19 protein-coding genes and 1 pseudogene are annotated in these 25,046 nt (G+C 61.4%); 13 read left to right on the forward strand and 7 right to left on the reverse strand.

The window, feature by feature from the left end; all coding sequences use genetic code 11:
- Positions 1-379: 379 nt before the first annotated feature.
- Positions 380-1,564: a porin gene (locus AWB65_RS08565; RefSeq protein ID WP_087666743.1), complete on the forward strand. Its 1,185-nt coding sequence runs from the start codon at positions 380-382 to the stop codon at positions 1,562-1,564.
- 54 nt (positions 1,565-1,618) lie between these two features.
- Here AWB65_RS08565 and AWB65_RS08570 read toward each other — a convergent pair whose 3' ends face one another.
- Positions 1,619-2,344 (reverse strand): substrate-binding domain-containing protein, encoded by a 726-nt coding sequence (locus AWB65_RS08570; protein WP_235007552.1) that lies wholly within the window; start codon positions 2,342-2,344, stop codon positions 1,619-1,621.
- A 234-nt stretch (positions 2,345-2,578) separates the two neighbouring features.
- Positions 2,579-2,704: pseudogene (locus AWB65_RS37825) on the reverse strand (hypothetical protein); the annotation flags it as partial.
- A 48-nt stretch (positions 2,705-2,752) separates the two neighbouring features.
- On the opposite strand from AWB65_RS37825, the gene AWB65_RS08575 reads away from it, so the two are divergent.
- The 11 genes from AWB65_RS08575 (at position 2,753) to AWB65_RS08625 (ending at position 14,598) form a co-directional block, all read left to right on the forward strand.
- Positions 2,753-3,928, forward strand: coding sequence for a phytanoyl-CoA dioxygenase family protein (locus AWB65_RS08575; RefSeq protein ID WP_087666745.1), 1,176 nt, complete (start codon positions 2,753-2,755; stop codon positions 3,926-3,928).
- Positions 3,929-4,058: 130 nt separating this feature from the next.
- On the forward strand, positions 4,059-4,973 hold the full coding sequence (locus tag AWB65_RS08580) for a LysR family transcriptional regulator (RefSeq protein WP_087666746.1): 915 nt from the start codon (positions 4,059-4,061) through the stop codon (positions 4,971-4,973).
- A gap of 140 nt (positions 4,974-5,113) precedes the next feature.
- The gene (locus AWB65_RS08585) at positions 5,114-6,037 is read left to right on the forward strand and encodes an intradiol ring-cleavage dioxygenase (RefSeq protein ID WP_087666747.1); all 924 of its coding nucleotides are present in this window, start codon (positions 5,114-5,116) and stop codon (positions 6,035-6,037) included.
- A 65-nt stretch (positions 6,038-6,102) separates the two neighbouring features.
- Positions 6,103-6,981 (forward strand): sugar phosphate isomerase/epimerase family protein, encoded by an 879-nt coding sequence (locus AWB65_RS08590; RefSeq protein ID WP_087666748.1) that lies wholly within the window; start codon positions 6,103-6,105, stop codon positions 6,979-6,981.
- Between the two features lie 39 nt (positions 6,982-7,020).
- Positions 7,021-8,013: an inositol 2-dehydrogenase gene (gene iolG / locus AWB65_RS08595; protein ID WP_087666749.1), complete on the forward strand. Its 993-nt coding sequence runs from the start codon at positions 7,021-7,023 to the stop codon at positions 8,011-8,013.
- A gap of 24 nt (positions 8,014-8,037) precedes the next feature.
- Positions 8,038-9,126 (forward strand): Gfo/Idh/MocA family protein, encoded by a 1,089-nt coding sequence (locus AWB65_RS08600; protein ID WP_087666750.1) that lies wholly within the window; start codon positions 8,038-8,040, stop codon positions 9,124-9,126.
- Positions 9,127-9,219: 93 nt separating this feature from the next.
- Positions 9,220-10,290, forward strand: coding sequence for a multiple monosaccharide ABC transporter substrate-binding protein (chvE, locus tag AWB65_RS08605; protein WP_087666751.1), 1,071 nt, complete (start codon positions 9,220-9,222; stop codon positions 10,288-10,290).
- A gap of 92 nt (positions 10,291-10,382) precedes the next feature.
- Positions 10,383-11,921 (forward strand): multiple monosaccharide ABC transporter ATP-binding protein, encoded by a 1,539-nt coding sequence (gene mmsA, locus AWB65_RS08610; protein ID WP_087666752.1) that lies wholly within the window; start codon positions 10,383-10,385, stop codon positions 11,919-11,921.
- Positions 11,914-13,122, forward strand: coding sequence for a multiple monosaccharide ABC transporter permease (gene mmsB, locus AWB65_RS08615; protein WP_087666753.1), 1,209 nt, complete (start codon positions 11,914-11,916; stop codon positions 13,120-13,122). Before mmsA ends, mmsB begins: the two co-directional genes overlap by 8 nt.
- Positions 13,123-13,201: 79 nt before the next feature.
- Complete coding sequence (locus tag AWB65_RS08620; RefSeq protein WP_087666754.1) at positions 13,202-13,498, forward strand: Dabb family protein; 297 nt, start codon at positions 13,202-13,204, stop codon at positions 13,496-13,498.
- A gap of 38 nt (positions 13,499-13,536) precedes the next feature.
- Positions 13,537-14,598: a maleylacetate reductase gene (locus AWB65_RS08625; protein WP_087666755.1), complete on the forward strand. Its 1,062-nt coding sequence runs from the start codon at positions 13,537-13,539 to the stop codon at positions 14,596-14,598.
- A 38-nt stretch (positions 14,599-14,636) separates the two neighbouring features.
- Here AWB65_RS08625 and AWB65_RS08630 read toward each other — a convergent pair whose 3' ends face one another.
- Positions 14,637-15,128: a hypothetical protein gene (locus AWB65_RS08630; protein WP_087666756.1), complete on the reverse strand. Its 492-nt coding sequence runs from the start codon at positions 15,126-15,128 to the stop codon at positions 14,637-14,639.
- A gap of 382 nt (positions 15,129-15,510) precedes the next feature.
- Here AWB65_RS08630 and AWB65_RS36295 point away from each other — a divergent pair, with 382 nt between their 5' ends.
- Positions 15,511-16,359 carry a response regulator gene (locus AWB65_RS36295; protein ID WP_159907576.1) on the forward strand — a complete coding sequence of 283 codons (849 nt, stop codon included), beginning with the start codon at positions 15,511-15,513 and terminating at the stop codon, positions 16,357-16,359.
- 62 nt (positions 16,360-16,421) lie between these two features.
- On the opposite strand, the gene AWB65_RS08640 is transcribed toward AWB65_RS36295, so the two are convergent.
- From AWB65_RS08640 to AWB65_RS08655, 4 genes are all read right to left on the reverse strand, one after another.
- On the reverse strand, positions 16,422-17,363 hold the full coding sequence (locus AWB65_RS08640) for a diguanylate cyclase (protein ID WP_087666757.1): 942 nt from the start codon (positions 17,361-17,363) through the stop codon (positions 16,422-16,424).
- Position 17,364: 1 nt separating this feature from the next.
- A complete protein-coding gene (locus AWB65_RS08645; protein WP_235007553.1) occupies positions 17,365-21,315 on the reverse strand; it encodes a response regulator in 3,951 nt (1,316 codons plus the stop codon).
- A gap of 216 nt (positions 21,316-21,531) precedes the next feature.
- Complete coding sequence (locus AWB65_RS08650) at positions 21,532-22,506, reverse strand: Csu type fimbrial protein (RefSeq protein ID WP_235007554.1); 975 nt, start codon at positions 22,504-22,506, stop codon at positions 21,532-21,534.
- Positions 22,503-25,046, reverse strand: coding sequence for a fimbria/pilus outer membrane usher protein (locus tag AWB65_RS08655; RefSeq protein ID WP_235007555.1), 2,544 nt, complete (start codon positions 25,044-25,046; stop codon positions 22,503-22,505). Before AWB65_RS08655 ends, AWB65_RS08650 begins: the two co-directional genes overlap by 4 nt.

Genomic DNA, 25,046 nt, shown 5'->3' on the forward strand with positions numbered 1-25,046 from the left:
CGTTAAAGACCAAGCGTTTGCGGCGCGACCAGGACTAAAGCCGCCCAATCGAGTGCTTAGCATAACGCTGAAAGATTATCCCGCCTTCTCCTCGAATTCAGTTTCCCTGTTTGCGCGAAAGAGATTCCCCCTTTGGCTCTTTGTGCAAGTGGTTAGGGAATATAGACTCCGGCAAAACTACAAAAGAACGTAGTGGAGACGCCGCTTACGGCATTCATCGCCGTATGCGCATTTCTTCTCTTGCACCTTGCCCTTACCCGTTGTTCAAGCGTGATGCTGATCAAAAAGCGTCACTGCTGACGCATGGGCGGAGGAAAGAGTGTCGGCTTTAAAGCGCATGACCATTTAAAACTCACGATCAAGAACATCAGGAGATACGATGAAAAAGGTTTTGTGTGGATTGCTGGCGGTCACTGCCGCCGCATCGGCTCATGCTCAAAGCAGCGTGACGCTGTACGGCATCGTCGACAACGGCCTTGTGTATGAAACGGGCTTGCCGAACGGTCATGTGTTCGGCGCGCAAAGCGGTGGGTGGGCACAGTCCCGCTTCGGCCTTAAAGGCGCGGAAGATCTGGGCGGCGGCACCCAGGCGATCTTTCAACTCGAGTCGCGGCTGAACACACAAAACGGAACCGTGGCGAACGGAAGCTTCTTCGAAGGACAAGCGACCGTCGGAATTCGCAACGATACGTGGGGGCAAATTAAGTTCGGCAATATGGGTTCGGCCGAAATCAGCCAGTATTCCGGAGACGTCGATCCACAGCAAACCAAGAAGTATTCGATCGGCACCCTCGTGCGCGGACGAATCTTTTCTCAAGCGGCGAACGGTGCAGAGTATCTGTCGCCGACTATCGGTGGATTCACTTTGCAAGGGCAGTATGACCTGACCAATTCACCGACTTGGAATTCTGGTAATCCGGGAAGCGCGCCGGGCCAGTTGGGGACTACCAGCGGCCTCGGCAGTTCTCAAGGGCGGGCGGACGGCATCAAGTTGTCGTACGCGAATCGGGGTCTCTTCTGGCAGGCCACCTATGATGAAGTGCGTGACGGCAACGGCCAGTTCAGTAACGTGTATCTCGCGTCACGTTCCATCCTTACTGGCTTGACCTATGCATTCGGACCGGTCACAGCTTATGTCGGCTATCAGCACCTTAGCGCTCCGGATGCGTCGACGGGTGGTTACTTCGGAACCGGCGCTGCGTCGGCGCCGCCGGGGGGAACCACGCTGCCGACATCGGTGAATCACGAATGGGTCGGTGCGATATGGCAGACGACGCCCGCTCTCGCCATCACCGGGGCGGTGTACCACGCTAACGCCAACAACGGCAACGGTAACGCTACGCTGTTCACGCTCGGCGGGACGTATTCGCTGTCGAAACGCACGCTGCTTTACACCGAACTCGGCTACGTGCGTAACAGTTCGACGTCGAACCTCGGTCTGAATGGCGGCCTCTATGGCGCGAACACCAACGACGACCCCGTGAACGGCAGCGCATCCAGCTCCAATCCGAACTATGGCAAGAGCCAGTTCGGCGTGATCGCGGGCCTTGCAACGAGCTTCTAAAGAACGCGTGCGAAGCCCGATGCGATACCGGGCTTCGCAGCGTCTCAAAGCGCTTCACAAACGCAATCTGCTTGCGATGTAATCCGGCACGTTCTCAGGCGTCACGACGACGACAGACGATGAAGACGAGACCGCCGTGGCCGGCATCAGCTTGTGAAAGTGCATGACGTGCTGGCATGCGTAGCGCATGTCCTGCCGGAGATCATGGTGCAAGATCGCCTGGACCTTGCCTTCTCTCAGAAGCCGGACGTTGTCCCTGTCCAGGTCATGCCCGATGAAGCAAACGGGATTCTGCTTTCGTGCCTCCAGTGCGCGGAGTATGGCGGTGTTGCCACCGCCCATCGAATAGACGGCCGCGATGCTGGTTTCCGCGTTTACGACTTTGCGGACCCGCTCCTCGGTCGGGCCATCGAGGCCGTGTCCTCCGCTGGCATCGATCAGCTTGAGTTGCGGATGCCGTGTTCGCAACGCGCGCCGGAAGCTGATTTCACGTTCCTCCTCGCCCCGGAAATGTCCATCGCTCATCGTGATCAGAACGGTGTTCGGTTGAGGCCCAAGCCATTGCCCGACTAGATACGCGGCTGTGGCACCCGCCACGCGGTTGTCCAGTCCCGCATACGCAACGCGTCCTGATAGCGGAATATCGGTAAAGATCGTGACGACGGGTATTCCCTGACGCTGCAACTCACTGATGGCTTCCGCAATCTCCGGAACATCGCGTGCCTTCAGGAAGACGCCGTGGCTTCCGCGACGGCTGATCGTCTGCAGTGTGTCGAGCACTTCCGATGTCGACATCGTTTCGCGCAAAGTGAAGCGCGGTCGAAAGGTTGCCGGCTGGAAAATGGGCAATTCGGCATCGAGTGCGCTCTTGATCTCGTCGGCGAAGCGGGCGGGTGCCTCGACGACGACGTCGACAAAGAGCTTCCGCCCGGTCGTTGCCAGGCGCAGTTCCTGTTTCTCGAGTTCCTTGATCGCTTGCTCGACTCGCAGGCGCGTGTGCTCGCGTACATGAGCACGATCGTTCAATACGCGATCGACGGTTGCCACGCCCAGACCCGCCTGAAGCGCGATTTCCTTGATCAGGAAGCGATGCGCCATCTCCACGCTCCTTTTGATAGTTTTTTGATGGCTTTTTGCCATGCCGATGTATCTCTTGGGCGCTATCCTACATCGAAAACGGAGACGCAAATGACTCACGATTCTCAGAGCGGCGGCTGGTATCGCGAACTTGATTGCCGGTTGGACGATTTTGTGAAGGTTCTTTCCGAAGGTGACATCGGCACGACGCGATACGCGGCTGATTTTGTCGAGCGAATCCCGGTGTACGACTGCCCAGACCTCGCGGGCGTTCTGAGCGATGAGGTGCAACGGTCCCGGTTGCAGGCCGAGTGGGCGCGTGTATTGAGAGAGGGCGCTGGCGTATTCATCCTCCGGCAAGCTTTCGCCGATACGCAATGTATCGACGAGGCCACGCGGGTCTTCGAAATCATCATTCGAAGCGAGAAGGCGCAGGGATCGAAAGGAGGCGACCATTTCGCAAGAGCCGGCGCGAATGACCGCATCTGGAATGCACAGGAAAAACTGTGCCTCGCAGCGCCTGAAGTGTTTGCGGAATACTTTTCGAATCAGGTCCTGATGGCCGCAGCCGAGGCATGGCTCGGGCCCTGCTATCAGATGACGTCACAGGTGAACGTGGTTCGACCGGGCGGGGAAGCGCAGCAGCCTCATCGCGACTATCACCTCGGATTCCAGTCATCGGAAGGCGCTGAGCGTTACCCCGCAGACGTGCACGGGATGTCCGCGTTGCTGACGTTGCAAGGGGCCGTCGCGCACAGCGATATGCCGGTAGAGAGCGGTCCGACGAAGCTTCTGCCGTTTTCGCAACGGTATGCCGCGGGATACGCAGCGTGGAGAAGGGCGGACTTTCGCGACTATTTCGAACGCCACTATGTGCAGGCTCCGCTCGCCAAAGGCGATGCAATCTTCTTCAGCCCCGCGCTCCATCACTCGGCTGGCTCGAACGTCACGGCGGACATTCACCGCGTCGCGAACCTGCTCCAGATCTCCTCCGCATTCGGCCGGGCGATGGAGACGCTCGATCGCACGCGCATGTGCGAAGCGGTCTATCCCGTGCTGCGCGAGCGCATGCGAAACGGACGCATGCAACCGGCCGAGATCGCCGCAGCCATCGCAGCGTGTGCTGAAGGCTACCCGTTTCCGACCAATCTCGACCGCGATCCTCCGCTAGGCGGTCTTGCTCCGCAAAGCCAGAGCGAGTTGATGCAACGCGCACTTCATGACGACTGCGATCTCACCGAGCTGTCTCGTCGCTTGAAGGAGCACGCATGGAAACGCAGCACATAAATCAAAATACTTGATGTGTTTTTGATAGTTTTTAGAGTCAAAAAGATAGAACTCGTGGGCTACCATGAGGCCGGCATCGTGACCACGATGAGCGACCGCAAGTTGAGCCATCACGAGGTAGCAGAAGGGTATGGACCAGTTCAAGGAACTCCAGTTGTTCGTCGAGGTTGCCGAATCGGGCAGCATCAGCAGGGCCGCGGAAACAGTGGATCTTTCGATTTCAGCCGCGAGCCGTTACCTGATCTCGCTGGAGGCGCGGCTCGGCGTTCAGCTCGTACGCAGAACCACGCGCAATCTCTACCTGACACAGGCCGGCGCCGAGTTTCATCGGCGATGCAAGTCGATATTGACCGATCTCGGAGAAGCCGAAGCGGTCATCAAGGAAGCCGTCGTGCGGCCTAGCGGCGTGCTTCGCGTCACAGCGTCGCTATCGTTTTGCATGCTGCACATCGCCCCGATGCTTCCGGACTTCACGGCGCGCTATCCGGATATCACAGTGGACGTCATAGCGGCCAACCGCTACTACGACATCATCGAAAACGGCGTCGACGTCGCGATTCGAACGAAGGTCTTCGAAGCAGACAGCAACATCACGATCAGAAGACTCGCCTCGACGCGTCGAATCCTGGCTGCGTCGCCGAGTTATATCGAAGCCAATGGATCGCCGTGCTTTCCGGCGGAACTGGCAAGGCACAAGCTGCTCAATTACGGTCTTGCCGACAATCCCCGCGAGCTGATGTTTCAACGCAATGGCGACACCGTCGCCGTCAAGATCAAGCCGCTGCTCGAATCGAACGATGGCCAGATACTGCGCGTGGCCGCGCTTGATGGCATGGGCATTCTCGTGCAACCGAAATACATCGTCCACGACGATTTGAAGGGCGGCCGCCTTGTTCCAATACTCGATGACTGGGACCTCCCGAGGCTCACGATGAACATCGCGTTCCAGACTAGGGCTCACATGCCAGTGAAGGTGCGCCTCTTCATCGACGCGCTCATCGAGCGCTTCCAGCTCAACGAATACGAACGTCACTGGACCGCTTGAACCGCAAGCACGCGGCTATTCGCGCGTGCTTCTGCTTTCCCGATCCTCGCGAAAGAGTTTCCCTTTTCAGCTCTGTTTTGCCAGCGTCAAGGAATATAGACTCGCTTCAAAGCTTCACACAAGATCGATGGAGACAAGCTATGCAAGCACAAGCCTCAACCGTTAGCCAATCCTCGTCGCCGTACTTCGACGAGGCCCGTTCCGCCGAGGTCGTCAATGCCCGGATGGGTCCGGAAGCCGATGCGCGGCTTCGTCAGGTCATGTCGATCCTGGTCAAGCATCTGCACGAAGCCGTGAAGGAAATCGAGCCGACTCACGAAGAATGGTTCGCGGCAATCCGCTTCCTTACCGAAACCGGACAGATCTGCAGCGACTGGCGTCAGGAGTACATCCTGCTCTCCGACATCCTTGGCGTATCGATGCTCGTCGATGCGATCAACCATCGTCGTCCGAGCGGCGCGACACCGAACACGATCCTCGGTCCGTTCTATGTCGCCAACGCGCCCGAGTATCCCAACGGAACGAACATCTGCCTCGACGGAAAGGGCGAGCCGATGGTCGTTGCGGGCCGCGTGACCGATATCGAAGGCAATGCGATTCCCGATGCGAAGCTCGAAGTGTGGCAGACCAATGACGACGGCTTCTACGATGTCCAGCAAAAGGGCGTTCAACCGGACTCCAACCTTCGCGGCGTTTTCACTTCCGATTCGGAAGGCCGCTACTGGTTCAAGTCCGTCAAGCCGCGTCACTATCCGATTCCTTCGGACGGCCCGGTCGGAAAGCTGCTCGGCGCAATGGGCCGTCATCCGAACCGCGCGGCGCACCTGCACTTCATCGTGACCGCACCGGGCTTTGACCCGGTCATCACGCACATCTTCACGCCCGACTGTCCGTATCTTTCCGAGGACGCGGTCTTCGGCGTCAAGCGCGAGCTGATCGCCGAGTTCAACCAAGTCGACGACATCGACGCCGCGCGGGAAGTCGGCTTATCGTCGCCGTTCTGGTCGGTGTCGTGGGACTTCACCCTTGCGACGTCCACCACGCCCACGCGGGCAACTCCGTAATCGTTTGCCACGCAAGAGTGCGCCGACGACCACCCGACTAAACCTGAGAGACAGGAACCTTTGACATGAGCGCGAAAGAAGTTGACCTGCTGGCTGCGTACTGGACGCTTGCTGGCGACGTGTATCCGTGTGCCGCTACCGAAATCAGTCCGTTCCCGCTGCGTGACCGCGCCGAAGCGGCTGCGCGGGCCGGCTGGAAAGGCGTCGGCCTCATCCTCGACGATCTCGAATACAGCATCGAAAAGTACGGGCTCTCGGGCGTAAAGAAGATTCTTGAAGACACGGGCATGAAGTACTTCGAGCTCGAAATCCTGATGGACTGGTATCTCGACGGCGAAGCTCGTGTCAAATCGGACAGTTGCCGGCAGCGTGTCATCGAACTGGGTGGCGAACTCGGCATGCGCAATCTGAAAATCGGTGCGAATCCCTTTGACAAAAGCCCGGTCGACTTTGCGCGCATGACCGACGAATTCGCGACCCTTTGCGCAGATGTCGCGACGGTTGGCGCAACGGTCGCCATCGAGTTCATGCCTTTTTCCCGCATCCGGAATATCGCGGACGCACTGACGATCGTGGAAGGCGCCGGCCAGTCCAATGGCGGTCTGATGGTCGATCACTGGCACGTGGCACGCGGTGGCAGCCCCTATAGCGAGGTCGCGCAAATCCCGGCGCGCTTCATCAAGGGCGTCGAGCTGGATGACGTCGGCGCGCAAGTCAAAGGAACGCTGTTCGACGATTCGACCTTCAACCGCCAGCTTTGCGGCGAAGGTGCAGGCGACTGTCCCGCCTTTATCGATGCCCTGCAACAAGCTGGCTGCACGCTGCCTTACTACGGCGTGGAACTCATCTCCGAGACGCACCGCAAGTTTCCGCTCGACGAAATGGCCAAGCGCGCCTTCGACACGACGATCGCGCAGTTCTCCGCGAACCGCGCCGCCGCCTGAACACCTGAACTCAACAACTGAGCATTTCTGGAGACTCACATGATTCGAATCGCCGTACTCGGGGCCGGCCGCATCGGCCGCATTCACGCCAGCAATGTCGCCGCCAGCCCGAACGCTACGCTCGTCGTGGTAGCGGACCCGTTCGAAAGCGCGGCTACGTCGCTCGCAAGCCGTCTCGGATGCGAAGCTTCGACCGATTGTGCCGCCGTCCTCGAACGCAAGGACATCGACGCCGTGGTAATCGGCACGCCGACGGACACGCATATCACGTTCATGCTGGAAGCGGTCAAGCGCGGCAAGGCTGTGTTGTGCGAGAAGCCGATCGACCTCGACATGGACAAATCGCTCGCGGCTGCGAACGAAGTGGAGCGCCTCGATGGCCGCGTGATGCTCGCGTTCAATCGCCGATTCGACCCGACGTCGCAGGCGTTTCGCAACGCGATCGACGCGGGCGACGTCGGCGAAGTCCGCCAGGTCATCATTTCCAGCCGCGACCCAGGCATGCCGCCGCGTGACTATGTCGAGCATTCGGGCGGCATCTTCCGCGACATGGTGATTCACGATCTCGACATGGCGCGCTGGCTCCTCGGCGAAGAGCCGGTCGAAGTCATGGCGACGGCCAGCCGTCTCGTGGACCCGTCGCTTGAAAAGCTGTCCGATTACGACACGGTCATGGTGCAACTGCGCACGGCCTCGGGCAAGCAATGCCATATCAACTGCTGCCGGGAAGCCGTGTATGGCTATGACCAGCGCATGGAGGTGTCGGGGTCGAAGGGCATGTTGTTGCAGGAGAACCTTCGCCCTTCGACGATCCGCCGCTGGTCCAAGGAAGCGACCGATGTCCGCGAGCCGCTGCTCAACTTCTTCCTCGAACGCTACGAAGCCGCCTACAAGGCCGAACTCGAAGCCTTCGTGGACGCACTGAAAACGAATTCGCCGCTGCCGACGTCGGTTCAGGACGGCCTCAAGGCGCTGCGTCTTGCCGATGCCGCGCTCGAGTCCGCCGTGTCGGGCAAAACGGTCAAGGTCTGACCGGCAATCTGGAGGAGACACATCATGACGCGAAAGATCGGTCCGAACCAAACGCTTGGAGTGGCATGTCTGGGTATTACGCATCCGCACACGTCCGGGCGCGTCAAGGCGATTCAGCGACGCACCGACGCGAAGATGCTCGGCGCGTGGGATACGAGTCCGCTGCTCACGCCGTTCGTGGACGCGCTCGGTCTCGAAGCGCGCTCGAAAGAGGACATTCTGGCTGACGAGAATGTTCACGTCGTGCTCGTTCATTCGAAGAGCGAGAAGATGGCCGACCTGACCATCGAGGCGCTCGAAGCAGGCAAGGCTGTGCTGTGCGAAAAGCCCGCCGGGCGAAGCTCGACCGATGCGAAGCGCATCGTCGAGGCGGTGGAGCGCACGGGCGGGCTCGTGCAGGTGGGTTACTGCTGGCGCTTCGCGCCGTCGGTCGATGCGATGCAGGCGGCGCTCAAGAGCGGCCGTCTCGGCAAGGTGGTGCAGGTACGTGCGCACGGCGGCTGTTCGCACGACGAGGCAGGCACGGCCCACATGACGCAGCCCGGTGATATCGGCGGTGCGGTGTTTGTCATCGGCTGTCATCTGGTGGACCGCATCCTTTTGCACTTTGGCATGCCGCGCTCCATCAACGCACGCATCGCGAAGTTCCCGAACTTTCACGGCGACGAGTCGCGTGAAGATGCGGCGGGCGCAGTGCTGAACTACGACGACAAGATCGTCACGGTCGACTTCATGTCGTGGGACGTGTTGCCGTGGACAGAGAGCTGGGACATCACCGCTTACGGCACGGAAGGCATCATGTCGTCCCGTTCGCTGCCGTCGAGCTACAAGATTTACGACGCGGGCAAGGGCGAGCATCCCGAAGGCTGGACGGAATGGCAGGAAACGAGCTTCCCGGAGATCTGGGCCACGAAGAAAACCGAGTACTCGCCGGACATCGCCGAGATCGGTAATCCGGTGTACTTCGACCGCGAATCGAATGCGTTCTTCGATGCGCTTCGCAACGGCACGCCGTCGGTCGTGCCGGCAACGCAGGCATACAACATCAGCCGCGTGATCGAAGCGATGTTCGCTTCGTCGAAAGAAGCGGGCGCGGAAATTCATATCGATTGAACGTTCGAAAGGCTGGTGCCTTCGGGCGCCAGCCGCTGGCACAGACGAATCGAAATGTATATTTAAATAGGTAATCCTAAACAGGAGACAGACATGAACATCTTGAAGAACGTTGCGATCGCCCTTGCCGCTTCGGCCGCGTTCGCCGTAGTATCCGGTTCCGCTTACGCCGAGGACAAGGGCGTGGTCGGTATTTCGCTGCCGGACAAGACCGAATCGCGCTGGATCACCGACGGCAAGAGCATGGTCGAGGCATTGAAGGCCAAGGGCTACACAGCCGACCTGCAGTACGCGAACTATGACGTGCCGACCCAGGTCAACCAGGTCGAGAACATGCTGGCTAAGGGCGTTAAGGCGCTAATCATCGCGCCGATCGATGGCAAGACTTTTTCCGATGCGCTCGCACTCGCGCAGAAGCGCCACATCAAGGTCATCTCATACGACCGGCTGATCAGCCAGACGAAGGACGTCGACTACTACGCGACCTTCGACAACTACGGCGTAGGCGTGCTTCAAGGTCAAAGCATCGTTACCGCGTGGCAGAAGAGCGGAAGCAAGACGCCGTACAACATCGAGATATTCGGTGGATCGTCGGACGACAACAACGCGCACATGGTCTACGCAGGCGGCATGTCGGTGCTCAAGCCCTACATCGACAGCGGCAAGTTCATCATCCGCAGCAAGCAGGTGGCGTTCGACAAGGTCGCGACGCGCAACTGGGACGGCGCGACCGCTCAGTCCCGCATGGACAACCTGCTGAGCGCCTTCTACGGCAAGGATCACCTCGACGCCGTCTGGACGCCCAACGATGCAATCGCGATCGGTGTGATCTCGTCGCTCAAGGGTGTCGGCTACGGTTCGCCGCAGCAGGTGATGGCGGTGGTGACGGGACAGGACGCGGATGTGCAGAACATCAAGGCGATCATCCGCGGCGATCAGACGACAACCGTCTTCAAGGACACGCGCAAGCTCGCGAGCGTGACGGCCGACATGGTGGACGACGCGCTCACCGGCAAGACCGTTGCCGTCAACGATACGAAGAGCTACAACAACGGCGCCAAGATCGTTCCGACGTACCTCGTCAAACCCATCCTCGTCGACAAAGCGAACTATCAGTCGGAACTGGTCACGAGCGGTTACTACACGCAGGCGCAAGTCAAGTAAGGCACGTGCAGCATTCGCGTCGCGGGGATTCCGACGGAATTCCCGCATCACGCAAGCACGTGTCTAGCGTGACCAACCAGAGGAGTTTAACGATGGATACCATTCTGGAGATGCGCGGCATTCAGAAGAGCTTTGGCGCGGTCAAAGCCCTGAATAACGTGAACATGAGCGTCCGGAAAGGCGAGATTCACGCCATATGCGGCGAAAACGGCGCGGGCAAGTCCACGCTGATGAAGATCCTGAGCGGCGTCTATCCGCATGGCTCTTATGGCGGTGACGTGCTGTACGACGGCGAGGAACGCGCCTTCGGCGATATCTCCGACAGCGAAGCGATCGGAATCGTCATCATTCACCAGGAACTCGCACTGGTGCCGATGCTTTCGATCACGGAGAACATTTTTCTTGGTAACGAGCAGTCGAAGCATGGCGTGATCGAGTGGCAGGTGTCGCGTTCGAAAGCGAAGGACTTGCTCGCCAAGGTAGGGCTGACGGACTCGCCGGATACGCCGGTCGGCACGCTCGGCATCGGCAAGCAGCAACTCATCGAAATTGCCAAGGCATTGTCAAAGGAAGTCCGGCTGCTGATTCTCGACGAGCCTACCGCCAGCCTGAACGAGAAAGACAGCGACACGCTGCTCGATCTGCTGCTCGAATTGAAGGCTCGCGGTGTGACGTCGATCATCATTTCGCACAAGCTCAACGAGATCTCGCGCGTCGCGGACGGCATCACCGTGATCCGTGACGGCTCGACGGTCGATGCACTCGACTGCCGGACCGAAACCGTGAGCGAGGACCGCATCATCAAGGCGATGGTCGGCCGCGAGATGTCGGACCGGTACCCGGCGCGTACGCCGGATATCGGCGAGGTGATCTTCGAGATCAAGGACTGGCGCGTGCAGCACCCGACGCAACGCAACCGCGCCATGATCAAAGGCGTCAACCTCAAGGCGCGAAAGGGCGAAATCGTAGGTATTGCCGGACTGATGGGTTCGGGACGTACAGAGCTTGCGATGAGCGTCTTCGGCAGAACGTATGGGCAGGACATCACCGGTACGGTGCTGATGCACGGAAAGCCAGTGGACGTCTCGTCGGTGCAGAAGGCCATCAAGGCCGGCATCGCCTACGTGACCGAGGACCGCAAGGGCAACGGCTTGCTGCTCGACGACAACATCCAGAGAAACATCTCGCTCGCGAACCTGGGCGGCGTGTCGAAGCTCGGTGTCGTCAACGAACACGAGGAGATCACCGTCGCGGCGGATTTCCTCAAGAAGCTCCGGATTCGTGCGCACGGTGTCACGCACGTCGTAGGGAATCTGTCGGGCGGCAATCAGCAAAAGGTCGTGATCAGCAAATGGCTGTTCTCCGATCCCGAAGTGCTCATCCTCGACGAACCCACGCGCGGTATCGACGTGGGCGCGAAATACGAGATCTACAACATCATGAATCAAGCGGTTGCGGCAGGTAAGTGCGTCGTCATGATCTCCTCGGAAATGCCCGAGTTGCTTGGCATGTGCGACCGCATCTATGTCATGAACGAAGGCCGGTTTGTCGGCGAATTTACCGCGGAAGAAGTCTCGCAGGAGAAGATCATGCGGGCGATCATGCGAAACGGAGGCATCGAAAATGCGTAAGGCTCTTTCCCCAACGGCTCCCGATGGCGCCGAAATCAAGAACAGCGAATTCCTCAGTCTGCTCAAACGCGGCGCCAGCGAATACGGGTTGCTGTTCTCACTCGTCGTCATCATGGCGTTCTTCCAGGTATCGACGAGTGGCGTCCTGATGCAGCCGCTCAACCTCACGAATCTGGTGCTGCAAAACAGCTACATCGTCATCATGGCGCTTGGCATGCTGATGGTGATCGTTGCAGGTCACATCGACCTGTCCGTCGGATCGACGGCCGGTCTGGTCGGTGCGCTGGCAGCGGTCCTGATGGTGCAATACGAAGTCAACTACGTCTGGGCGACCTTTATCTGTCTCGCGGCCGGTGCGTTGATCGGTGCAATCCAGGGCTACTGGATCGCGTTCTGGCGGATGCCTTCGTTCATCGTCACGCTGGCGGGGATGCTGGTCTTTCGCGGCCTGACGAACCTCGTGCTCGAAGGGCAATCCATCGGACCGTTCCCGGCTGCGTTCGGTACCGTCAGTTCGGGCTTCATTCCCGATGTATTCCACGGTTCCGGCCTTCACCTCACGTCGATTCTTCTCGGCATCTTCGTGGGTGTCCTGTTCTTCGTGATCGAACTCCGCAATCGTGCGGGCGCCGCCCGATACGGCATGGAGAGTCAGGCGTTCTCGATGTTTGTTGCGAAGAACATTGTCCTGACCGGTTTGATTGTTTTCTTCTGCTACCTGCTCGCGTCGTATCGCGGCCTGCCGACGGTCCTCGTGATCATGGGCGTGCTGATCGGCGTGTACACGTTCGTAATGAACCGCACCACGATCGGCCGACGGGTGTATGCGGTCGGCGGCAACGCCAAGGCGGCTCGCCTGTCGGGGGTCAGCGTGCCGGCCGTCAGCTTCCTCACTTTCGTGAACATGGGCGTTCTGGCCGCCCTGGCAGGCCTCATCTTCGCGGCACGGCTGAATAGCGGCACGCCGAAGGCCGGCACCGGCTTCGAACTCGATGTGATCGCGGCGTGCTTCATCGGCGGTGCGTCGGCATCGGGTGGCGTGGGGAAGGTGGTCGGAGCGGTGGTGGGGGCATTCATTATGGGCGTCATGAATAACGGCATGTCGATCATGGGCATCGGCGTCGATTACCAGCAGGTGATCAAGGGTGTCGTGCTGCTCGCAGCCGTCTTCGTCGACGTCTATAACAAGAACAAGGCTTGACGTCCTTTCTCAGGGCAGACCAGATGCGGAACACGGCAGCGCATCTGGCTCGTTCATCAGCTACACCAACGGAAACAATATGATCAAGCACATCGTGATGTGGGACGTCCGTGGCGAGACACCCGAGCAAAAGAAGCAAACCGCTCAACTCGTGAAGACCACGTTCGAGGGCCTTAGCGGCAAGATTCCGGGACTGAGCAAACTCGAGGTCGGGATGGATGTGAGCGGTGTGGACTACGCTTGCGATGTCGTCCTGTACACAGAGTTCGAAGATCCGGAGTCGCTTGAGGCCTACGCGTCGCATCCCGAACACCTGCGCGCGAAGCAGGTTCTGGGGGACTGCCGCATCGCTCGTCACCAGGTCGATTACATCTAGGCTTGATGTTCATTCGACGGCACAGGAAGTCAAATCTCATGTACGAGTTCACCTATACCACGCAGGCGTCGAGAGTCGTATTCGGTGCCGGCAGCATGAAACTGATTCAGCAGGAAGTCGAGGCGCTCGGCGCGAAGAGGGCGCTGGTTCTCTGCACGCCGGAACAGCAAGCGCAGGCCGAAGCGGTGTCGGCGCTTCTCGGACCGTCCAGTGCCGGCGTCTTCGACGGCGCCCAGATGCATGTGCCGATCGAGAACGCCCGACGTGCACGCGAGCACGCGAAAGCAGTCGATGCAGACTGCGCGGTGGCGATCGGAGGCGGCTCGACGATCGGTCTCGGCAAGGCGATTGCGCTCGAATCATCCTTGCCGATCATCGCGATTCCGACGACGTATGCCGGCTCGGAAATGACGCCAATCTATGGCATCACCGAAGGTGGTTTGAAGAAAACGGGACGCGACAACAAGGTCATACCGAAGACCGTCCTTTACGATCCGGAGTTATCGATCGGACTGCCGGTTCATCTCTCACTCGTGAGCGGCCTGAATGCGATCGCACATGCCGCCGAAGGTCTGTATGCGAGAGACGGCAATCCTGTGATGTCGCTGATGGCGGAAGAGGGCATTCGTGCGCTTGCCAACGGGCTTCGCGGTGTCAAGAAGAACGGCAAGGACAAAGCGGCGCGCAGCGATTGTCTCTATGGCGCGTGGCTTTGCGGGATGGTTCTCGGCAACGTCGGCATGGCGCTTCATCACAAGCTTTGCCATACGCTTGGCGGCACGTTCAACCTGCCGCACGCCGAGACGCATGCAATCGTTCTGCCTCATGCGCTCGCCTACAACAGCCTCGTCGCGGACGACGCGATGGCGCGAATCGCGAGGGCGCTGAACGTGGAATCCGCGGCCGACGGCCTGTATGAGCTCAACAAGGAACTCGGCGTGCCACTCGGCCTTCGCGAACTCGGTTTGGGCGAGGCCGATCTCGACCGCGCTTGCGACGTGGCAATGTCCAATCCCTATTGGAACCCGCGACCGGTAGAAGCACAACCGCTCAGGGCATTGCTTCAGCGTGCCTGGGAAGGCGATCGGCCGCTCGCGTAGTCTCAACGCCCGCTCTTATCGAAAGAGCGGGCGCTTCTTCAAGCAGAAACGTTCGTGCAGGATTCACGCGGCGACAAAGCGCTCGCAGGCGCCGCTTCGCCGCCATGCTGATCCATCAGCAAGTCGATCAAGGCCGTTCCTCTGCGTCCCGTAGTGACGTAACTTTCTCCGTCCGCAAGACCCGCTTCGCGTCCGACAGAAAACTCGGTAGCGGAATCAATATGAGCGACGATTCGATCCATATCGTGCGCTTCGATAAGCGGAAAGACGCAACTCGCCGCGAAACGCATAGCGGCGCTCGAAACACCGGATTCTTCGACCCGCCACGCGGCGCAAATCATGAGGCTGAATCCGTGCATATAACCGATCAGTTTGATCGGAAAGCTCGCGGGAAGCGTGCGATGATCGAACTTCGAAAACCCGGTGGTGTCATCGGTCAGCGTCGCTACGATCGCGGCTACCTTGCGCGCCGTGAGCACTTCCTGCGATTCGCCCGACGCCGCGTTGACCTGCATTAAACGCTCGAACATTGACTTCGATCTCCTGTAAGCGATGAGTTTCGCCGATGTGTCGTTTAAACAAGACTCCGAAGTGTTATGGGCACCCAATATCCTTCCGGAAGCGGTTCACATTGTTACCCACATTTCTTCAGATTGCAAAATACTGTTGCGTTGCCGCACTAACGCGAAAGGGGCAGAACGAGCCCGTGTTTTTAAGGCAAATTGGCGACGGCCGGCAATTGCGGTTAACCTCGAGCGCCGCGACAAATCTCCCTGCCAGTCGACGCGAAATAGGCCTGTTTTCCACCGGTGTTTGACGGATTGACCGGCCTCTTCGCGTCGATAATGGAGGAAAGGGTGCCTGGCGATCGTCGACCGGGCCCGGCCTTCCAACAAACCTGACGGTAAACCAATGAACGAACCGGTCGCATCCCGCCTTCTGCCGCAAAAAGCGCGCATCCTGATCGTCGACGACGACGTCACGACCATCCGCCTCATCGGTCAATTGCTCGTCGATTTCCCCGATCAACGCTTCGCGACCACCGGCGAAGGCGCGCTGGCGCTCGCGCGCGAGTGCAAGCCTGACGTAATCCTGCTCGACGCGAATCTTCCCAGCATGACCGGCTTCGACGTATGCGAGTTGTTGAAGAACGACCCCGAACTCGAGGACGTTCCCGTGATTTTCGTAACGAGCCACGATGCGCCCGCGCTGGAACTCGACGCGCTCAGAATGGGAGCCGCCGACTACCTGACCAAGCCGCTCGTCGCCTCGCAATTGCAGGCCCGTGTGCATGCGCAACTGCGCAAGCGCCAGCGCGCCCAGGGAGCAAAAGCGACGGACGCCGCATTGCCGGCGAATGTTTTGGCGCTCGTCGCCGGTGACGCCGCCGAGCGGGAACTGCTGCAAGCGCTGACCGACCTCGGCGAGCTGCAGTTCGCGCGCGAAGGTGAAGCCGCGCTGACGCTCGCTGCCAGCCATCGTTTCGACCTGATCCTGTTCGACGTCGGCACGCATGGCACGGACGTGCTGAAAGCCCTGTCGCGTGCTCAGCGCGACGTTCCGGTGATCGTTCTCGGCCAAGCGTTCGATGCCGAGATCGAGCGCCGCGCCTTCGACCTCGGTGCATCCGATGTCATCTTCCGACCGTTCGACACGGTGGTATTCCGTGAGCGCGTCAAGAACGCACTCGCGATACAAGGCAAGACCGAAGAAGAGGCAGCGACGCTCTTCGTAAGCGCTGCGCAATCCGATCGCTCTTAACACCTGATCCGATCTGAGACTCAATCAAGCGAGGCAATGAAAGTTGCCTCGCTTTTCAGCGTTTACCCGCCGAAAGCAACATTGACCCGCGCGCGCCCGGCAAGCTTGGCGGCATAGAGTGCCTCATCCGCGGCGCGCAACAGTCCTGCGGGCGAGAGATCGCGAGCCGGTGCGACCGATGCCACGCCAAGCGAAATCGTCACCCACGGCTCGACCGCGGACGCCACATGTTCGATCGACAGCGCGCGCACGGCCGCCAGCATGCGTTCGGCGATACTGACCGCGCCAGGCAGGGCCGTCTTCGGCAAGAGGCACGCGAATTCTTCGCCGCCGTATCGCGCGACGGTGTCGTAGGGGCGTCGCAACGTCTCCGAGAGCGCCCGGGCGACAGCCTTCAGGCAACCGTCTCCGGCCTGATGCCCGTAACGGTCGTTATAGCGCTTGAAGTAATCCACGTCCACGATCACGAGCGACAGCGGCGCGTTCTCGCGAATGCAATGCCGCCAGTCGGCCTGGAAGTCCTCGTCGAACTTGCGACGGTTCGCGACGCCCGTCAGGCCATCGAGCAGCGCGCTTGCGCGCAGCAGATCGCCTTGCAGCTTGAGCGTGAGATGAGTGCGCACGCGGGCGCGCGTGACGACCGGATTGATCGGCTTGACGATGAAATCGACGGCGCCGAGTTCAAGCCCCTTGACCTCGTCGTCTTCCTGATCCTGCGAAGTGATGAAGATCACAGGTACGCCGCTCGTCGTGGGGTCCGCCTTGAGCCGCCGGCAGACCTCGTGTCCGTCGAGGTCGTCCATGACCACGTCGAGCAGGATCAAATCGGGCATCTCGGTTTGACACACCTGAATCGCCTGCGCGCCACTCGTCGCCATGAACACATCACAGCTTTCGCGGAACAACTCGAACAACACGCGGATGATCACGGGCTGGTCATCGGCGATCAGGAGTTTCGGACGCCGGTTCGCGTGAAGCTGCCAGCCATGCAGAAAATCATCCATCTCAAACGTGCTCCAACATGTTGCGCGCCATCGCGGAGGCTCGCGAAAAGTCGAGTGCCCTGACGCGGGCGAGGAAAGAGTCGAACCCCGGCCGCTGCTCCATCGGCGTTTGCGATGACAGCGCTTCCGAAAGCGAAATCGCCTGCAGGTTGGACGATTCCAGCAGATGCAGTATTTCCTGCATGCGCGATTGCCACTCGCCGGGTTCGATCGAATCGATCGGCTGAGCGAAGGCACGCGTGGGCTCTTCAGTGAAACGCGCGGCAAGCTCGCGAGCACTTTCTTCCAGAAGTTGTCGCAGATAGGCGAGGTTTTCAGCAACGCTCGCGATGGCGCCGCCATCCAGCAGTTCTCGCTCGAGCCCGCTCGACAGCTTCCAAAGACCGCGCGCGCCCACCGTTCCCGAAGCGCCCTTGATCGCGTGAAGGATCGACGCGCTGCCCGGTGCATCCTCGGCTTCGACGCGCTCGGCGAGCTGCGTCAGTTGCTGCTCGCCCTGCGCCAGAAAGCCTGACAGCGCGCTTCGGATCAACTCGACGTTACCGCCGAAGCGCGCGATGATCGAATCGCGCGGCTCGATCAGCGCATCGTCCGACACCGCGTTCGATGCGACCGGTTCGGCGCGCTCTTGCGGCGAAGCGGCGTGCGCGACCAGCACGGCGACGAGCCGCTCGACGTCGATCGGTTTGCCCACGTGATCGTTCATGCCTGCATCGAGGCACGCTTGCCGGTCCGCGTCCGATGCGTTCGCGGTCATCGCGATCACGGGCAGCTTCGCGAATCGATGATCCTCGCGGATGAGCCGCGTGGCTTCGAGTCCGTCGAGGTCGGGCATCTGGATGTCCATAAGGACGGCATCGAAGGTGGCGCCCGAGTCCAGGACCATCGCGACACCCGCATGCCCGCTCTCCGCGATGCGGACCGACGCGCCTTCCGCGACCAGCAAGCCTTCGGCGACCTGCCGGTTCAGCGCATTGTCCTCGACGACGAGCAGATTCAGCCCGCCAAGGCGGTTCGAGCGCCGAGTCGCGGCGACAGGCTGAGTGGGACGCTGCACGTTCTCGCCCGCCAGTGCATCGAGGACGGCGGCCTTGATCTGCTTCGGCGTGACCGGCTTGGTCAGGAATCCGGCGAACGGCGCCGCTTGATGATCCTGCGTTTCGGCGAGGACCTCACGGCCATACGCGGTGATCATCATCACGACCGGAGGCGAGCCGTCGCAATGCTGCGTGTTGATGAGCTTGGCGGCATTCAGTCCGTCGAGATCCGGCATGCGCCAGTCCATCAGCACCATGTCATAGCGATTTCCCTTGCGCGAATAATCGGCGATCCGCTCGACGGCATCGATACCGCTGTAGTCGATATCGGCTTCCCAGCCGAGCGCGGTAATCGTACGCCACAGAACTTGCGCGGCGATGCGATTGTCATCGACGATCAGCAGGCGCACCGGACGTTCGACCTCGGCCACAGCGTGATGCACGATAGCCTGATGCTCGACTTCGGTCCCGAGTTCGACGTCGAACCAGAAACGGCTGCCTTCGCCGAGCCGGCTCTCGACCTTCAGTTCGCTGCCCATCAACTCGATCAGGCGCTTGCAGATCACGAGCCCGAGTCCCGATCCGCCGAAGCGGCGCGACGTCGAGGCTTCGGCCTGAGTGAAGCCGTCGAAGATGCGGCTCAATTGCTCGTCGCTGATACCGATACCGCTGTCGCTCACGGAAATGCGCACGGTCACCGCGTGCTCCAGCGCCTCAAGCCGCTTCACGCTAACGACAACCTGACCGTGCGAAGTGAATTTGAGCGCGTTGCCCGCGAGGTTGATCAGCACCTGTTGCAGACGAAGGCTGTCGCCGGTGGTGATGGCGGGCAGGCGCGGATCGAGGTCGAACAGCAGTTCGACGTCTTTCGTTCCCTGATTGCCGGCCAGCACGACACCGAGGTCCTGCATCACCGTTTCGAATTCGAACGGATGCGGTTCGAGGTGCAACTTGCCCGCTTCGATCTTCGAGTAATCGAGGATGTCGTTGAGCAGGCTGAGCAGCGATTTCGCCGCTGTTTCCGCGTTCGTGACGTAGTCGCGCTGACGGCGGTTCAGGCTCGTCATCTGCGCGAGATGCAGCATGCCGAGCACCGCGTTCATCGGCGTGCGAATTTCGTGGCTCATGTTGGCGAGGAACGTCGATTTCGCCGCGCTCGCGGTATCGGCGCGTTCCTTGGCCGTGCGCAGGTGCAGTTCCAGATCGTGCTGGTCAGTCACGTCGTGGCTCACGCCAGTTACCGTGACGACGTTGCCATTGACATCGCGATGCGTGCGGATCGCGTTCTGCACGTAGCGGATACGATCGCCCGGAAGCGCGATCCGGAACGGCGGCAGGTATTCCGCATCGCCTTCGAGCGCAGCCTGCAGGCGCGCGGCGACCGTATCGCGATCGTCGGCGTGAACGCGTCCCGTCCAGTCGTCCACGTTGAGCGGGCGTCCCAGTTGGGACACGGCAAGCTCGTAGATCTGGAACATGCGCGCGTTCCATTGCAGCGCGCCCGTCGTTACGTCCAAGGACCAGATGCCGAGTTCCGCCAGATCGGCGGCCAGCAGCAACTGGTCGCGCGCATCGGCGAGTTCGCGGCGCTCCTGCTTTTGCTGCGAGATATCCGTGATGACGCAGACGAACTGCCGGTCGCCGTCGACGTCCATCGACCCGGTCGATACATGTGCGGGGAACGAACTGCCGTCCACGCGCCGTCCAAGGACCTCGCAACTCGCGGTCGCCTTGATGGACGCGCCCACGAACTGCCTGATGTACTCGTTATAGGTATCGATCGAGCCTGTTGAAACCAGCGTGCGGATATTGCGGCCGACCATGCCTTGCGCCGTCGTCCCGAACACGCTTTCCGCGGCCCGGTTGAACGAGCGGATCGCGCCCTTGCCATCGACCGTGATGACCGGATTGACCGCCGTGTCGAGAATCGCGCGCGTGGTTTCCAGGCTGGCGGCCAGTTCCTGTTCAATTTTCGTGCGCGCGGTGACCTGCCGCACGAGGCGAACGCCGAAGATCGCCAGGACCAGCACCAGCAAGCTCGTGCCGATGGCGTGCCAGAGCGTGTCGTGCCACCAGGAGGCGAGGATTTCGTCGCGGGACAGCGCGGCGGAAACGAAGAGCGGATAGTCTTCGAGGCTACGGAAGCTGTTGAGCCGCGTGACGCCATCCTGTGACGACTTCGAGATAAACGAGCCCGAGTCTCCCATCGATTGATGGCTGCGGAAGAGCACCGTATCCGTGACGTTCTTGCCGATGAAGCGCTCCTCGAACGGACGGCGCACGACCATGATGCCGCCGTTGGTCACGAAGGCGGTCGCGCCAGCTTCGCCGACATCGAGGCTGTCGTAGAACCGCGAGAAGAAATCGATGTCCAGGGTCGCGAGCGCGACGCCCGCGAATTCGCCGCCCGGCCCGTCGAGCCGGCGCGACACGGGAAGCACCCATTTTCCGGTCGACCGGCTGCGCACTGGCAGGCCGATGTGCACGCTTTTGTCCACATGCGTGCGATGAAAGATGAAGTACTCGCGATCCGCGTTATTGAGCTTCGGGTTCAGTTCCGCTTGCGAGTTGACAATCCAGTCGCCGTCGCTGTCGTAGATGAAAAGGCCGTTGAGCTGCGGCAACTCCTTGACGCGCGAGACCATCGAACGATGGAGCCGGTCGAGCGCGGCCGGGCTCGTCCCATCCTGCTCGACCCGCTCGACGATGCCGATCAGCGTCGTATCCGCTTCCTTGATCGTGTCGTTCGCGTGCTGCGCCATCGCGCGCGCGAGATTCGCGGTCGCGGACGTCATTTCGGCCAGTTGCACGCGGCGCGATGCGAGGCTGCGCCAGGCGTCCATCGCGAACAGCACGAGACACACGAAGACGATAAACGCGCCTATGCGGAAGGTAAGAGACTGGCGAATCGACAAGTACACCTCTCCTGCGGTTGGTTCTGGCGCCGTCGGCTCCCTGCGGCTCGACGTTCGACTTTTCGATCGACGTAATTCTTTCCGAATCCACGTCGAGGCGCTTCTGCGCACTCGTGAAGGATAACGATCGTTGCGTCCAGCCGATCTGCCGAACAGGAGGGCATATTCCTTTCAGCTTGACCGTTCGACCCGCCGGCCGGAGCGCGAAAACGCGTTCTAGTACGTAATCGTCGCGATGATCGTGTCGACGTAGGTGCCGGCGCTCGGCGTCGTCTGCGGCAGGACGCGCGCGTAGACGGTGAACGACTGGCTCGTGCCGGTGCCTTCGCCTGCCGCGGTGCTCGTGCCGCTGGTGCCGTCGCCCCACGCGATCGTTCCGGCCGCGTTCCGGTACAACTGGTAGCGAATTTGCTCGTTCCCGCCGGACTTGGTCATGCGCCGGTCCGCGACCGTCGCCCCGCTGCCGGTGCCGGGAGACAGGGCGATCGAATACGCGTCGTCGTTCGTGCAGGCCACGGTGAGCGTGCCGGTGGCCGTGAGCGTCGTGCTCAGCACGCCCGCCGTCCCGAAGTTGATGTTGGTCGCGGAGATCGTGCAGTCGTTGATCACCGATGCGTTGACGGTGAAAGGCAGCGCGAGCGCAGGCGTGGACATGGTCGCGCACGATGGCGCGGCGATGACGTATTGCTGGTAATCCAGTTCCGCCTGCGCGGTGCCTGCAAAAGTCGATGTGTACGTGCCCGCAACCAGGTCCGGCTGCGACGCGGGCACGCGGCCGTACACGGTCAGCGTGGCGCTCCCTGAAGCAGTGCCGCCGCTGGAGGTCAGCGGGATATTGACCGCGACCGGGCTGTAGCTTGTCGTGCGGCGCGACCCCCATACGACGCCACCGGCCGAATCCGCGTACAGGTTGTACTGGAGTTGCGACGTGCCGTTCAGCGCTGTTCGCGGAGCATAGGTCGTGCCGCCGCTGCCGACGCCGAGGTTCACGCAGGCGCGCACCGGCAGCGCGAGCGGAAAGCCGCTGCAGCGGATCGTGATCGTCGAGGATGCGCCGGTCGACGTGCCGGATACCGGGCTGATCGTCCCGAAATTCAGGTTCGACGGGCTGCCCGTGCAGCTTTGCGCGTGCCCATTGATGGACCAAAGCGCGGCCAGCACGACGAAAAGCACGAACATGCACCGTTTCATCGGGCCTCCGGTTTGCAGGTCAAGGGCCCGATCGTCGGCAGCGTGTTGCGCTTGGCCGCGAACGGCACCACGATTTCGCAGGACGTATCGGGCAGCGTCGCCTGGAGCGTGTTGGCGTCGCGCAAGTCATCGACGAATGCGAGTCCGTCATAGCCGACCACGTAGCGCTTGCCGGTTCCCTGATGCGCGAGCACCGTTCCCGGCGGCAGCGGCTTGCCGGCAGGATCGACCAGCAGCAACTGCGCGCCCGAGAAACCATGCAGCGGGAAACGCGCCAGCACGCCGGCGCGGGACTGTGGCGCGAGATTGAGCTGCGTCGTGGCCACGGTGGTATCGGCGGGCAGGCCGAGCGGATCGATCGCCAGGTGATTCGGCTCGTAGGCGATGAGATCGGGCACCAGCAGGTGACCCGCGCCGTTCGTCTCGCCAATGACGCGGTTCTCGTGCAGCACCGGCACGTTTGGCACGCCATCGGTCGAGATCAGCGCGAAGGCGTCGTCGATGCGGCGGCCGGCCAGCACGTCGCCAGCCATCACCACGAAGGAGCCCGACGCGTCCAGCTCGCCGTACACGCGCGACTGGACGTTGGCTACGGTCGCGAGCAGGTCGCCGTACTTGCCGCGATAGCCGCCCTGCGCGAGCGATTGCTGCACGTCGTTCTGCCGCGACGTCTGGACTTGCCAGCCGAAGCCGCCGCCGTAATCGGCGGTTTTCGTGACGGCGGCACCGAAGAGCGGTTTGCCGTGATCGGAACCGACATCGACGCTCGCGTTAATCTCGCCGCCGAGCGGGAAGCTCAGCGCGACAAACAGACCGGTGTTTTTCGTGTCGCCGAAGTCGTGGTAGACACTCGCCGACAGGGACATGCTGCGGGGCAACGTCACGGTATAGGCGAGCGAGCCGATCTTCGAGTTGCCGTAGTACGGATCGTTCAGGCCGACCCAGCTTGCGCTCGCGGTGCTCGACAAATCGAAGACGCGGAACGGCGCGGCCACCGTCGCACGATAGGTCGTTCGCGGCACCGGCGTGCCCTCGGCGGAGGCGAGGTCGCTGTAATGGGGCGACGCCTTCTGCGCCTGGAGATCGATCGACACGTCAGGCAAGCGCCACTGCCAGCCGGCCGCCACTTGCACGCCGCTGCCGCCGGGTGTCGGGGTGGCGCCGGTCGGGTTGCCGTTATTGACGATGCCTGTGTTCACACCGATCGGCACGAAACCGCCGCCGACGAACCCGCTCCCGTAGTAATTCGGCGGCGGCGCAGTGTTCCCGCCGTTGCCCGCGCTGCCCGCGACGGAAAAGTTGAACACGCCCGCGCGCCCGACTTCCACCAGTACGCCCATGCCGCCGTTATAGACGCCGCGAGTCGCCTCGCCGTGCGCTTCGAGCGTCAGATGATCGGTGATCCCCCGGCGCAGCGACGCCGATAGAGACGGTTCGCCCGCGTAGTCGAAGGAATTCAGCGCGTAGTTGCGCCGCACGAAGCCCGCTTCGACCGAAAAGTCGGTCAGACCCGGCGACAGCAGGCGCGAATCGATGTAGAGCGACACGGTTGTCATCACGCTGCGGCCGAGCACGTCGCGCGTGACGATCACCGCTTCGCCCGCGCCGTTGATCGTCGGCACGGCGTTGATCACGAACGGCCCGGACGGCGCCGCACCGCTGAACTGCCGCACGTTGTTCACGTAGAGGTCCACGGCGCTCGGCACCGCCGCCGAACCCGCGAGCGTCGGCACTGGATAGGTGATCAGGTCGGGCCGCAGCCCGAAGTCGCGCGAGACTTGCGCGCCGCCCATGCGCACCGGCCGCGTCCAGGCGAGCGATGAAGAGATGGTGTCGCCGACGCGCGTCGTCACCATCGAATCGGGATCGGAATGGCTCCACGAGGTGTCGAGCCGCACGTAGCGATGCTGGTTCGTGTACCAGTAGGCGGTGCCCGTGTTGTCGAGAATGCCGCCGGGATAGAAGAAGCGTTGCTCGCTGTAGAGGCCGTACTGGGTCGGCGAGTTGGTCTGCACGCTTGCTTCATAGTTGAAGACGAGGCCCGTGCCGCTCGCCGAAACAGGCGGCCGTGGCGACGCATTGCGCAACGCCGCTGGCACCCGCCGCTCGTCGGTCACTTGCAAGTCGATCCGCTGGCGTTCCGGACGAAACGTGTAGCGCAGTCCCGGGATCAGGCCGAGCGCGACGCGGCCGTTGGCATCGGCGCTCAGGTCGTCGGTGCGGATACCGAGGTCGCGCAACTCGCCCGGCGTCGTGTAGATCATCTGGTCGGTCGCGAAGAATTGCGCGATTTGCTGCGTCGACGCGCCGTTGATCGTGACTTCGAGATACAGCTCGCCGCGAGCGGGCGCAGTGGCGGGGATCGGCGCGGAAGGCGGGATCGCGAGCGACGGCGGCGTCACTTGCGCGAGCAACTGCGCGTCGAGCGCGGCGTGCTGTTCAGCCTCTTGCGCATGCGCCGCTCCGGCCGCCAGTGCGCAGACGGTCCAGGTCCAGCACAGCGCGCCAGGGGAGGAGGGACGCGGCGAGCGCCTCCGCAC

Source organism: Caballeronia humi (assembly GCF_001544475.1).
Classification (GTDB): Bacteria; Pseudomonadota; Gammaproteobacteria; order Burkholderiales; family Burkholderiaceae; genus Caballeronia; species Caballeronia humi.

Excerpts from the sequence above, each read along its gene's own strand:
- AWB65_RS08565 (WP_087666743.1), top strand. The coding sequence starts at position 380 with ATGAAAAAGGTTTTGTGTGGATTGCTGGCGGTCACTGCCGCCGCATCG.
- chvE (WP_087666751.1), top strand. The coding sequence starts at position 9,220 with ATGAACATCTTGAAGAACGTTGCGATCGCCCTTGCCGCTTCGGCCGCG.
- AWB65_RS08625 (WP_087666755.1), top strand. The coding sequence starts at position 13,537 with ATGTACGAGTTCACCTATACCACGCAGGCGTCGAGAGTCGTATTCGGT.
- AWB65_RS08580 (WP_087666746.1), top strand. The coding sequence starts at position 4,059 with ATGGACCAGTTCAAGGAACTCCAGTTGTTCGTCGAGGTTGCCGAATCG.
- mmsB (WP_087666753.1), top strand. The coding sequence starts at position 11,914 with ATGCGTAAGGCTCTTTCCCCAACGGCTCCCGATGGCGCCGAAATCAAG.
- iolG (WP_087666749.1), top strand. The coding sequence starts at position 7,021 with ATGATTCGAATCGCCGTACTCGGGGCCGGCCGCATCGGCCGCATTCAC.
- AWB65_RS08630 (WP_087666756.1), bottom strand. The coding sequence starts at position 15,128 with ATGTTCGAGCGTTTAATGCAGGTCAACGCGGCGTCGGGCGAATCGCAG.
- AWB65_RS08585 (WP_087666747.1), top strand. The coding sequence starts at position 5,114 with ATGCAAGCACAAGCCTCAACCGTTAGCCAATCCTCGTCGCCGTACTTC.
- AWB65_RS08650 (WP_235007554.1), bottom strand. The coding sequence starts at position 22,506 with ATGAAACGGTGCATGTTCGTGCTTTTCGTCGTGCTGGCCGCGCTTTGG.
- AWB65_RS36295 (WP_159907576.1), top strand. The coding sequence starts at position 15,511 with ATGAACGAACCGGTCGCATCCCGCCTTCTGCCGCAAAAAGCGCGCATC.
- mmsA (WP_087666752.1), top strand. The coding sequence starts at position 10,383 with ATGGATACCATTCTGGAGATGCGCGGCATTCAGAAGAGCTTTGGCGCG.
- AWB65_RS08640 (WP_087666757.1), bottom strand. The coding sequence starts at position 17,363 with ATGGATGATTTTCTGCATGGCTGGCAGCTTCACGCGAACCGGCGTCCG.
- AWB65_RS08590 (WP_087666748.1), top strand. The coding sequence starts at position 6,103 with ATGAGCGCGAAAGAAGTTGACCTGCTGGCTGCGTACTGGACGCTTGCT.
- AWB65_RS08575 (WP_087666745.1), top strand. The coding sequence starts at position 2,753 with ATGACTCACGATTCTCAGAGCGGCGGCTGGTATCGCGAACTTGATTGC.
- AWB65_RS08620 (WP_087666754.1), top strand. The coding sequence starts at position 13,202 with ATGATCAAGCACATCGTGATGTGGGACGTCCGTGGCGAGACACCCGAG.
- AWB65_RS08600 (WP_087666750.1), top strand. The coding sequence starts at position 8,038 with ATGACGCGAAAGATCGGTCCGAACCAAACGCTTGGAGTGGCATGTCTG.